Origin of the sequence: Thiocystis violacea (assembly GCF_016583575.1) — a bacterium.
GTDB classification, from domain to species: domain Bacteria; phylum Pseudomonadota; class Gammaproteobacteria; order Chromatiales; family Chromatiaceae; genus Thiocystis; species Thiocystis violacea.
Map to the genome: position 1 here is coordinate 1 of NZ_NRRG01000048.1, position 11,441 is coordinate 11,441.

Below are 11,441 nucleotides of genomic sequence, written 5' to 3' on the forward strand. Positions count from 1 at the left end.
AAGGTTGACTTCGAGACGTCTACACCAACCCAACAGGTTTCAGAATGCATGCTCATCCCTCCCTATACCCCGCCTTGCAGAATCGGGCTTTACGCCCTGGCAACTGTTCGGGTTGTTGAGGAAAACCCCGCATCGACCCAAGCTCTCCCACGATCTCGAAATCAGAGGGGTTACGGTCTGAGACGGGTAAAACAAACCTACAACCGGACAAAACTAACTTACAAGGGGTTGTCCTTGCCGGGCGCGCGCGGCTGGCTCGGGCGCGCGCCCGGCATCGCCACCACGTTGTTCGGCCTGGGCGGCGCGAGCCTGGCCAGCCGCTCCAGGGCGTCCGCCGTCCAGCGCTGGGTCTCGGGCTGATAGTCCAGATCGCAGCACTGGAGCGGCAGGATCCGCCGCGCGCCCAGGTCGTCGAGTCGACGATCGAACTCGACCGCCGTCCGGCAGAAATGCTCGTAGCTCGAATCCCCCAGCCCCAGGACCGCTTAGCTCAGATGTTCCAGAGGCGGGGCGCCGGGATCCTGGATGAAGGCGTGCAAGGCATAGGCGCTTTCGGGCGGCTCGCCCTCGCCGTGGGTGCTGACGACGAAGAGCGCCAGATGTTCCTTGGTCAGCTTGCGCGGGCTGAAATCGCTCATCGAGAGCACCCGGACATCCAGTCCCTGGCCGAGCGCCCGCTCGCCGAGCCGCTCCGCGACCGCCTTGGCGTTACCGGTCTGGGAGCCATGGAGGATGCTGATGGTCGTGACCGGCCTTGGCTCGGCCTCCGCTGGCGCGCCCGACCCGCTCAACCCCGCCAGATAGCCGCTGACCCAGGCGATCTGGGTGGGCGACAGATCCTTCAGCGCGATCTGGAGGGCGCGCAGTTGGCGGTCGTCGATTGGACTGGTCAAGGCGTTCAGATGTGTCAGCGCCATCGCTCGAAATCCCCTGGCAGGTGTCGCGCGCCGCGGTGGACGCTTAGGGGGCGGTTCGCCCCCTTCGAGCCAGAGTCTAGGCAGAGGCCATGGACGACATAAAATGATGATTCATGAATCGTTATCGCGAGGAATGATATGGAGCTGCGCCAACTGCGCTCCCTGGTCACCCTGGTCGAGACCCGCTTCAATGTGAGCCGCACGGCGGAGCGGCTGCATCTGGTGCAGTCGGCCGTGACCCAGCATCTCAAGCAACTGGAAACGGAAGTCGGCGCGCACCTGTTCGTGCGTCATGGCAAACGCCTGGTCGGGCTGACCGAGGTGGGCGAGCAGGTCGCGCGCTACGCTGGCGAGGCGCTACGCCAGACCGGCAATATCCTCGCGGTCGGACGCGACCACAGCGATGAGGCACGGGGCGTGTTGCGTCTTGGCGCGACCCACACCCAGGCGCGCTATGTCCTGCCGCCGGTGATCCGGCGGTTCGCCGCCGCCTATCCGGAGGTGGAATTGCAGATCCATCAGGGCACGCCGGGGCAACTGGTGGAACTGGCCCTGCGCGACCAGGTGGATCTGGCGATCTGCACCGAGGCGCTGGGCGATGAGGCGGGTCTCCAGACCATCCCCTGCTACCGCTGGAATCGGGGATTGATCGCGCCGCGACCGCACCCCCTGCTCGATGTGGAACCCCTGACGCTGGCCGCCCTGTGCGAGCACCCGATCATCACCTATGTCTTCGGGTTCACCGGGCGGGGCGGCTTCAGCGACGCCTTCGCCAAGGCCGGACTGCGGCCGAGGGTGGTCTTGAGCGCGGCCGACACCGACGTGATCAAGACCTATGTGCGCGAGGGGCTCGGTGTCGGCATCATCGCCGCGCTGGCCTATCAGCCCGAGGAGGACGCCGATCTCGGTCTGCGCGATCTCAGCGCGCTCTTTCCCTGGGAGACGACCAAGATCGCCTATGCGCGCGACAAGCATCTGCGCAAATACCATCGCATCTTCATCGACCTCTTCAAGGCCGAGACCTCCGTGTCGCCGGGGTAAGGCGATTTCCGGGAACGTCCGGACCCGACCGAAGACCGAAGGCTCCGGAATGGACAGGATTAACAGGATTTTTCAAGATTTACAGGATTTAAAACAGAGCTTTCCGATCACCTGTCAGTTTCCCGAAACCAACCGGAACAGAGGCTACGGACCAGCGTAGCCAGGCCATCCTGGCCTGGTTGTCCAGGGCTGGAAGCCCTGACTACGTGAACCGATAGGTGGTGAGACAGCACTTTATAAATCCTGTCAATCCTGCGAAATCCTGTTAATCCTGTCTATGACGAGTACGAGATTTCCCGGAAATCACCGCCGGGAGCCCCCTACCCGTCTCGACCCGGAGCCTCGGCCTTGACCTGGGACGCCGCCCCGGACGCGCTCCGCCGCGCCAGGAGCCGGTGCGATCCCTGGATGAGATCGTCGACGAAGGTGTAGACGACCGGAATCACGAGCAGACTGAGGAAGGTCGAGGTGATGAGTCCGCCGATCACCACGATCGCCATGGGGGCACGGAAGCTGGGGTCGGTGCCGATCCCGAGCGCGATCGGGAGCATGCCCGCGCCCATGGCCAGGGTGGTCATGATGATGGGCCGGGCGCGCTTGCGACTGGCGTCCAGCAGGGCGTGCCAGCGGTCCAGACCGTGGTCGCGGCGGGCGAGGATCACGTAATCGATCAGCAGGATGGAGTTCTTGGTGGCGATGCCCATCAGCATGATGAGCCCGATCATCGAGGGCATCGAGAGCGCGGTGCCGGTGAGATAGAGGGCCAGGAAGGCGCCGGGGATCGAGAGCACCAGGGCCATGAGGATGGTCGCGGGCTGGATGAAGTCGCGGAAGAGCAGGACCAGCACCCCGTAGATGCAGAGCACCCCGGTCAGCATGGCGAGACCGAAGCTGGCGAACAGCTCGCCCATCACCTCGGCGTCGCCGACGGTCGTCTGGAACACGCCCGGCGGCAACTCGCGCAGACTCGGCAGGGCCAGTGCCTGTTTCTCGACCTCGCCGAGCGGTTGCTGATTCAGCTCGATCTCGAGGTTGACGTTACGCAGCCGGTCATAGCGGTCGATCTCGGCCGGACCGCTGTCGATGGCGAGCGAGGCGACGCTGCCGATCATCACGGATCCCTGGCTTCCGGGGACGCCGAGACGGGCCAGCAGCGCGAGATCCCGGCGCGCCTCGGGCGGCAGCTTGACGACGATGGGTACCTGCCGCTCGGGCAGATTGAGCTTGGGCAGGGATTGGTCGTAGTCCCCGGTGGTGGCGATCCGAAGCGTCTCGGCGATCGCGGCGGAGGTGACCCCAAGGTCCGCCGCGCGGGCGAAGTCCGGTCGCACCACCAGCTCCGGGCGCACCAGGCTGGCGGTATTGGTGACGTTGCCGATCCCTGGGATGGTGCGCAGCTCGCGCTCCACGAGGCGAGCGTGCGCGGCCAGTGCCTCGCCGTTCTCGCTCGCCAGCACCAGGACATACTTCTCATTCGCCCCGGCCAGCCCGACGTTGATGCGTGCCCCTGGGATCAAGGTCAGGACCTCGCGCAGTTCACGCTCCACCTGCTGCTTGGAGGTTCCCTTGCGCGCGGCGCGCGGGGTGAGCCGGATGGTCAGCGTGGCCCGGTTGACCTCGCTCGATTGTGGCAGGAAGGGATCGCCGCCGGCCGAGCCGCCGCCCACCGTGGTGTAGACGAGCCGCACCTCGGGATGGCGTTGCACCAGGCTACGCGCCTGCTCGGCGACCGTCAGGGTCTGTTCCAGTGTGCTGCCGGGCGGCAGCGAGAGATTGACCTGGGTCTGGGAGGTATCGTCCGGTGGGATGAAGCCGGTCGGCAGCAGGGGCACCAGGGCGAAGGAGCCGATGAAGAAAGCGGCCGCCGCCAGGCTGGTGAGCCAGCGGTGACGCACGCAGACCCCCGTCAGACGCACCACCCAATCCAGCCAGCGCGGCCGGTCCTGATCGTGGCGGGGCGGGCGCAGCAGATAGGCGGCCATCATGGGGGTTAGCAGCCGCGCCACCACCAGCGAGAAGAGCACCGCGATCGCGGCGGTCCAGCCGAACTGGACGAAGAACTTGCCCGCGACCCCGCCCATGAAGGCCGTGGGCAGAAAGACGGCGATCAGGGTGAAGGTGGTCGCGATGACGGCCAGGCCGATCTCGTCGGCCGCTTCCATGGCCGCCTGGTAGGGCGTCTTGCCCATGCGCAGGTGACGCATGATGTTCTCGATCTCGACGATGGCGTCGTCCACCAGGATGCCCACCACCAGCGAGAGCGAGAGCAGCGTCACCACGTTGAGGCTGAAATCGAGCAGGTACATGACGGCGAAGGTGGGCAGGATCGACAACGGCAAGGCCGTGGCCGAGATGAGCGTGGCCCGCCAGTCGCGCAGGAAGATCCAGACCACCAGCACCGCGAGCAGCGCCCCCTCCAGCAGCAGGGCCATGGAGCCCTCGAAGTTCTCCACCACCGGGTCGACGAAGTTGAAGGACTCGGTGATCTCGATGTCCGGGTGCTCGGACTGAAGCTCGCGCAGCTCGGCGCGGATCCCCTCGGCGACCTCGATCTCTCCCGCCCCACGGCTGCGCACCACCTCGAACCCGACCACCGGGCGTCCGTCGAGCAGGGCCGCGGAACGCCGCTCCGCCACCGTATCCGTGACGCTGGCCACCTGACCCAGGCGGATGCGGCGCCCGTCGGACAGGGAGATATCCATCTCGGCCAGCTCGGCGGCGGATTGAACCGTGCCCAGGGTGCGCACCGAGTGCTCGGCGCCGCCCAGATCGGCCCGACCGCCGGAGGCTTCCTGCTGAAACTGGCGCAACTGCCGCGAGATGTCCGCCGCCGTCGCCCCCAGGGCCAGCAGCCGGTCCGGATCCAGTTCCACCCGCACCTCGCGATCCACCCCGCCGACCCGCGACACCGCCCCCACCCCAGGCACGCCGAGCAGGCGCCGGGCGAGGGTGTTGTCGACCAGCCAGGACAGGGCCTCCTCGTCCATCCGCGGCGAGGCGACCGTGTAGGTCAGGATGGGCATGCCCGACAGATCGACCTTGGCGATGATGGGATCCTCCAGGTCGCCCGGCAGGTCCGAGCGGATGCGCGAGACGGCGTCGCGCACGTCGTCCACGGCCTCCTGTGTCGTCTTTTCCAGACGGAACTCGGCCGTGACCGTGACGTTGCCGTCCAGCACCTTGGTATAGATGTGCTTGAGATCCTGAATGCTGGCGATGGAACTCTCGATCTTGCGGGCGACCTCGGTCTCCAACTGGGCCGGAGCGGCACCGGGCAGGGAGGCGATGACCCGCACGCTCGGCAGGTCGATGTCCATGAACTGCTGGATCTTCATGCCCATGAAGGCCAGCGTGCCCATGAAGCCGAGCAGCGCGAACAGTAGGATCGCCGGGGTGGGATTGCGGATGGACCAAGAGGAGACGTTCATCGGGGCTCGCGAGAATGGAGGGCGTGGCGGCGGGTGAGGCGGATACCGGCCGCGCGCGGCGGCCAGTCGGGGCCATCGCTATCTGGGCGATGCCGGCTCGGCGGGGGGCAGGATCGGCGGCGGCGCCTCCACCACGCGAACCCGATCGCCATCCGTGAGGAAGCCGGTTCCGGAGGCCACCACCCGGGCCGTCGGATCCAGACCGCCGACGATCTCCACGCGGTCGCCGAGACGCCGATCCACCTGGACCTTGACCCGCGTCACGCGATCATCGGCCCCGATCCGCAGCACGTAGGCGAAGCCGTCGCGCAGCAGCAGCGCGCTCTGGGGCAGCGTCAGGGCCTCGGAGCGTCCCAGATCCAGCTCCCCGCGCACGAACATCCCGGCGCGCAAGGCCGTGCCGGTCGCCTCCAGGGGAAGATCCACATAGACCAGTCCGGTGAGGGTGCGCGGGTCCACCGTTGGGGCCACCTGGCGGATACGGCCGCTGAAGCGGCCCCCATCCGGGGTGATGACGCTGGCCTCCCCGCCGATCGCGAGCCGGCTCAGCTCGGTCGCCGGCACCTCGGCCCGCCACTCCAGCCGACCGCCGCGGATGAGCCGCAGCAGATCCTGCCCCGGCTGGGCCAGGGAGCCCATGCTCACCAGACGGGCCGAGATCACCCCGTCATCCGGGGCGAGCACCCGGGTCTGGGTCAGTCGCAACTCCTCGGTCCGCACCTTGGCCCTGGCGGCGACCAGACGGGCGAGCGCGGTCTGCTCGGAGGTGAGGTACTGCGATGCCTGCTGCGCGCTCATGGCCGCCGTGCCCTTGACCTGACGCGCCCGGTCACCGTCGTCGCGCGCCTGGGCGAGCATCGCCTCGGCCTCGGCGACGGAGGCCCGGGCCTGATCCAGCTCCGCTGCTACCGTGTCGCTATCGATGCGGATCAACAGTTGGCCCTCGCGGACGCGGTCGCCGACGTCCACCAGCACCTCGGTGACCCGATAGCCCCCGATCTCGGCGCCGATCACGGCCTCCTGCCAGGCCGCGATGGTGCCGGTGGCGGCCAGCAGGCGCGGCCATTCGTGCGTCTCCGGCGCGGCCAGGGTGACGGTCAGTGCCGGTCTGGCGGCCCCGGCCGGCGACTCGGCCGCCCCTTGAGCGCCGATACCGAGCAGAGGGATCGCCACGACCAGAGCGAGCCCCAGGCGGCGGTGCCGCGAGGCGGAGCGAGAATCGGCGGTCATGGGGGAGGCTCCTCGAAAGACGGACGCGATGCAAACGACCCAAGGGAGCATCGTTCGGTGTCGCACCCTGATCCGGCATTTTAGGCGATTTCCGGGAAAGTCCCTACCCGACCGAAGGCTCCGGAATGGGACAGGATTAACAGGATTCCTCAAGATTGACAGGATTAAAAACAGAGATTTATAAACCCTGACAACTGACGATCCTGTCCATGACGGGGTGAATCGCGGGGATAATATTTCTCGGAAATCGCCTTATGTGGCCTCGGCGCTCCCCGCCTCGCGCGCCGCGTCGAGGAGACGGCGCGCGGTGGTCGCGAGTTCGCGATCGAGCGCGGCGAAGGCGTCCCAATCGCCCTCGGGGATTTCCTCGCCCATGCGGCTCAGACGGCGGAAGATGGGTTCCTCCTCCAGGATCTCGGGGGGAATGCCGGCCTCGAGCAGACGCTCGGCCTGTTCGATGAAGCCGCCGATCAGACGCATCATCACCGCCTGGCGTTCCGGGGTGGCGTAGCGGTCGTTCTCGGAAAAGGCCATCTGGCGCAGGAATCCCTGGTTGATGAGTTGCGCGCAGAGCAGGACCAGACGCTGGCGCGGCGGCATGGCGTCGCGGCCGATGATGCGGGCCATGCGCTCCAGATGGGCTTCTTCCTCCAAGAGGGTCAGGAAGCGGCGGCGCAGTTCCTGCCAGCGGGTGCAGCCGGTGGTATGCCACCAGCGGGCGAGCTGACCGACGACCAGGCTGTAGGACTGCAGGGGATGGATAGCCGGGTAGAAACGGGCCTGGGCGCGCTTGGCGTCGAGCCCCCAGAGACAGCCGACATAGCGCTTGGTGTGCGTGGTCACGGGCTCGGAGAAATCGCCGGAGGGCGGACTGACCGCGCCCAGCACCGTGACCGAGCCGATGTCGCCGCCCAATGTGCGCACCCGCGCCGCCCGTTCGTAGAAATCGGCCAGCCGGCTGCTCAGATAGGCCGGATAACCCGCCTCCCCCGGCAACTCGCCCAGCCGCCCCGAGACCTCGCGCAGCGCCTCGGCCCAGCGGCTGGTGGAGTCGGCCATCAGGGTGACGTTGAGACCCTGGTCGCGGAAATACTCGGCGACCGTGATCCCGGTATAGATACTCGCCTCGCGCGCCGAGACCGGCATGTTGGATGTATTGGCGATGACCAGGGTCCGTTCCATCAGCGGACGGCCGGTGCGCGGATCCTCAATCTCGGTGAACTCGGCCAGGAGTCCGGCCATCTCGTTGCCGCGCTCGCCGCAGCCGACATAGATGATGACATCCGCGTCGCACCACTTGGCGACCGTCTCCAGCAGAACCGTCTTGCCGGTTCCGAATCCGCCCGGAATGGCGCCGGTACCGCCGCGCGCGATCGGAAAGAGACAGTCGATCAGACGCTGCCCGGTGATCATGGGTTCGTCGGAGGGCAGGCGCTTGAGCACCGGTCGAGGGAGTCGCACCGGCCACTCATGGCTCATGCCGACCGCCGTCAGCGTGCCATCCGCGCCCCGGATGCGGCACAGGGTCTCGTCGTCCAGATAGTCGCCCGGACCCAGGATCTCGACCACCTCGCCGGCTGGATGTCCCGGAGGCACCAGACAGCGTTGGGCGAAACCCGTTCCGTTGGACAGGGCGCCGATCGGGAAACCGGGCGCGATCCGCTCGCCGACGCGCACGCTGGGGGTGAAGCGGAAACGGCTGGCCGCTTCCTCGCGAATTCCGGGCTTGACGTAGGGATCGCGCGGATCGCCGATCGGCCGGAGCAGGCCGTCGAAGATGCGCGAGAGGATGGCCGGACCGAGCCGGATGGACAGCAGACGCCCGGATCCGAACACCTCGACGCCCGGTCGCAATCCGCTGGTGTCCTCGTAGAGTTGCACGGTGATCTCGTCGCGCGCGAGACGGATGACCTCTCCGAGCAGACGCCGCTCGCCCACGGTCACCGACTCGCGCAACCGAAAGGGTCCGTCCGGGCGGGCACGCAGCACCGGACCACTGATCCAGGTCGTGATCGCGCGGGTCATGGGGCCGCCTCCATGGGCTCGTCGGCGCGGACCATGAGGGCCAGCAATCGGGCTTCCAGTCGGGGACGATCGCGCAGGAGTCCGTCGAGGCTGATGTCCAGCGAGGCCCCGGCGACCTCGATCACCAGACCGGCGCGCAGCGCGCCGTCGGCCAGGAAGCGTGGCGGACGCCCCGTCTCCCCGGTCAGTCGCGACGCCAGCTCCATCCGCTCCGATGATGCCCAGTCCGGCGGATGACGAATCGTCCAGACCCCCGGCGGCAAGGAGCGCTCGGCCTGGAGCCGGGCGAACCGGATCCAGTGACGGCGCGACTCCGGCTCCCGCCAGCGGGCGACGAGTGCCTCGCGCAGCCAGGGCCAGGCCAACTCCAGGAGACGCGCATTGGCCCGTTCGACGCCGGCCCTGGCGCGTGTCTCGCGTTCGGCCCGAACCGCATGGACACGCTCGCGCGCATTGGCCCTTTCGGCGACGACCCGCGCGTGCAGACGCGCCCGCGCCTGGCGATAGGCCAGCGACAGCAAACGGCCGGCCTCGGCGCGGGCGGCCTCGAGCAGCGTCTGGCACTCGCCCTCCTGGTAGTCGCTCACCAGCTTCAGCAGCGCCCGTTCGCGTTCCTCCTGATTCATTCGGCGAGCCCCAACTGTCGCCGCAGGGAAGAGACCAGATCGGGCACCGGATAGCGCCGGCGCGCGTCCGGGATCACCAGCACCAGCGGCCATCCCTGGCGCTGGACCTCGCGCAGGCGTGCTGGCGGGAGGCTCTCCGCGACCTCCGCGGTCATGAGAATCAGCTCGACCCGGGGCTCGCCCGAAGGCCCGGCACGGCTCGCCAGCCGCTCGAACAGGGCCGGCATCTCCTGGGGTCGCGGCTGCTGGACCCAGACGCCGGCGAGTCGGAAACCGGCTCCGGTCAAGGCGTCGCCGAGGAAGGCGCACAGGGCCATGGCGCCCGTCCTCAGTTCAGCCGATTGAGGATGAGGATGGAGACGATCAGTCCATAGATGGCGATCCCCTCCGCGAGCCCGACCAGGATGATCACTCGACCGAACAGTTCCGGCTTCTCGGCCAGCGCGCCGACCGCCGCCGTTCCGACCCGGCCCACCGCGTAGGCGGCCGCCAGCGAGCCGAGTCCCGTGACCAGAGCGGCGGAGAAATAGCCCCAGCGCAGCACGCCCGGATCCAGGGCCGAGCGCGCGAGGTCGCTCGTCTCGGACGCCAGCACGGCGGGCGACCAGATCAGCAGACTGCTGATTCCGGCCAGAAGCGCGACCCCAAGGACCATCAACCCGACCAACAACAACTGACGATTCATATTTCCCCCTCATTGTCCCTGGACACGGTTAGGCGATTTCCGGGAAACCCTGTATTCGCTCGCGGCTTGTCGTTCGCTCGGCGATGGGCGGCTGTCCGGTGCGCCGGTCGAAGTCACCAGCCAGCCGGCATCCGCCGCCCCCACCGCGGTTGGCCCGGCGGTTCGCCGAACTGGCGCTTGAAGGCGGCGTTGAAATTAGGCACTACAGGAGGCGCTTACAGGAGTCAATCATAAGACCGGCGACTCTCGCTTGACGAATCGAGAACAAGAACCGAAAGGGCGGCCAGGAGGCATCGGCAAGGGGCGAAACACCCAACCATCGCGGGTTGCCCCAAAGGGTAATTGCGCCCGTTCCCGGAGCGGTTAGTCTATGCCCGCCCTACCGGCACAAGGTCGCTAGGTCGATTCAACTTTCCCGGAATCCATCGCATGAAAAACCAACATCTTGCCGCCACCACGCTGGCCTTCGACACACGCTGGTTGTTCCTGCTGTGCCCTTTGCTCATCCCCGTGCTCGGGACCGCCGCCCCCGAGTCCCCACGCCTGATGGCCGCGCACACCCAGGTGGTTCGACTCCCGAGCGGCGACCTGGCCGACGTCCATGCCCCGATCGTCTCGCCCCGACTCAATCGCTACTTCGAGGACGCCTTCCCCCTGGTGATCCTGCTCCAGGGAGCCAGGGTCGACAAATCCAGATACGCCCAGTTCGGACAGCGACTCGCGGCACGCGGCTATGTGGTCGTGATCCCGAACCACGAACAAGTCATCCCAGGCTTTGGCCTGGCCTTGTTCACCGAGGTCGGCGTGGTGAGCCATGTCCTGGATCGGATGCGTCTCGCGGATGAAGACCCCAGTTCCAGACTGTTCCAAATCGTCGACACCGAACGTCTGGGGCTCGTGGGCCATTCCTTCGGTGGCGGTATCGCCATCAATGCGGCCGCGGGTATCTGCGAGCGACCCTTTGCCTGCCAGGACAGCTTCGAGCGTCCAGACGCCCTCAAGGCCATCGTGGTCTATGGCGGCAATCGCCCCGACTTCGAGGGCGATACCTCCGGCGTGGCCGTGGCGCTGCTCCAAGGGACGCTCGACGGCGTGGCCGACCCCGAAAAGGCCGAGCAGACACTCCCCCTCCTGCAGCCACCCCACGCCCTGATCCACGTCACGGGCGCCAATCACTACGGGATCTGCAACGAGGACGATCCCGAGGCCGACGCCAGTACCCCGACGCTGGACCAGCAACGCGGTCTGGATCAGATCGTGGGTTGGACCAGTCTGTGGCTAGAGTCGCATCTGACGCCCTCGCCAGGCCAACACTGAGCCTCGTGGTTCAGGCGGAGCCTGTCGGTCACGACGCTTGCGGGTGGGGATCCCGGACCTTGGGTGATTTCCGGGAAACCTCGTATTCCGGAGCTTTCGGTCGGGTACGGACTTTCCCTGAAATCGCCTTGGAGTCCGTACGCCCTGACGGCACCAGGACGCAAATCTCCAA

Annotated in this window: 9 protein-coding genes and 1 pseudogene; 3 read left to right on the forward strand and 7 right to left on the reverse strand. The window is 67.2% G+C overall.

All coding sequences use genetic code 11. From position 1 onward, the window contains the following. The coding region (locus tag CKO27_RS24645) for a hypothetical protein (protein WP_242470995.1) at window positions 1-360 on the forward strand (360 nt) is incomplete at its 5' end. A 47-nt stretch (window positions 361-407) separates the two neighbouring features. Here the strand turns inward: CKO27_RS24645 and CKO27_RS18655 are convergent. Continuing rightward, window positions 408-917 (reverse strand): annotated as a pseudogene (locus CKO27_RS18655) (flavodoxin domain-containing protein); the annotation flags it as partial. A gap of 138 nt (window positions 918-1,055) precedes the next feature. Between CKO27_RS18655 and CKO27_RS18660 the strand changes: the two are divergent. Continuing rightward, a complete protein-coding gene (locus tag CKO27_RS18660) occupies window positions 1,056-1,958 on the forward strand; it encodes a LysR substrate-binding domain-containing protein (protein ID WP_200376433.1) in 903 nt (300 codons plus the stop codon). A 320-nt stretch (window positions 1,959-2,278) separates the two neighbouring features. On the opposite strand, the gene CKO27_RS18665 is transcribed toward CKO27_RS18660, so the two are convergent. The 6 genes from CKO27_RS18665 to CKO27_RS18690 form a co-directional block, all read right to left on the reverse strand. Continuing rightward, the gene (locus CKO27_RS18665) at window positions 2,279-5,386 is read right to left on the reverse strand and encodes an efflux RND transporter permease subunit (RefSeq protein WP_200376434.1); all 3,108 of its coding nucleotides are present in this window, start codon (window positions 5,384-5,386) and stop codon (window positions 2,279-2,281) included. A gap of 78 nt (window positions 5,387-5,464) precedes the next feature. Then, window positions 5,465-6,616: an efflux RND transporter periplasmic adaptor subunit gene (locus tag CKO27_RS18670; protein ID WP_200376435.1), complete on the reverse strand. Its 1,152-nt coding sequence runs from the start codon at window positions 6,614-6,616 to the stop codon at window positions 5,465-5,467. Window positions 6,617-6,868: 252 nt separating this feature from the next. Further along, window positions 6,869-8,641, reverse strand: a complete 1,773-nt coding sequence (locus tag CKO27_RS18675) for a V-type ATP synthase subunit A (RefSeq protein WP_200376436.1) — start codon at window positions 8,639-8,641, stop codon at window positions 6,869-6,871. Next, window positions 8,638-9,267, reverse strand: a complete 630-nt coding sequence (locus CKO27_RS18680) for a hypothetical protein (RefSeq protein WP_200376437.1) — start codon at window positions 9,265-9,267, stop codon at window positions 8,638-8,640. The genes CKO27_RS18675 and CKO27_RS18680 overlap by 4 nt, the downstream gene beginning before the upstream one ends. Next, window positions 9,264-9,584 (reverse strand): V-type ATP synthase subunit F, encoded by a 321-nt coding sequence (locus CKO27_RS18685; RefSeq protein ID WP_200376438.1) that lies wholly within the window; start codon window positions 9,582-9,584, stop codon window positions 9,264-9,266. The genes CKO27_RS18680 and CKO27_RS18685 overlap by 4 nt, the downstream gene beginning before the upstream one ends. Window positions 9,585-9,595: 11 nt before the next feature. Continuing rightward, window positions 9,596-9,952 (reverse strand): ATP synthase subunit C, encoded by a 357-nt coding sequence (locus CKO27_RS18690; RefSeq protein ID WP_200376439.1) that lies wholly within the window; start codon window positions 9,950-9,952, stop codon window positions 9,596-9,598. A 429-nt stretch (window positions 9,953-10,381) separates the two neighbouring features. Between CKO27_RS18690 and CKO27_RS18695 the strand changes: the two genes are divergently transcribed. Beyond that, the gene (locus CKO27_RS18695) at window positions 10,382-11,269 is read left to right on the forward strand and encodes an alpha/beta hydrolase family protein (protein WP_200376440.1); all 888 of its coding nucleotides are present in this window, start codon (window positions 10,382-10,384) and stop codon (window positions 11,267-11,269) included. The last annotated feature ends 172 nt before the right edge of the window (window positions 11,270-11,441 follow it).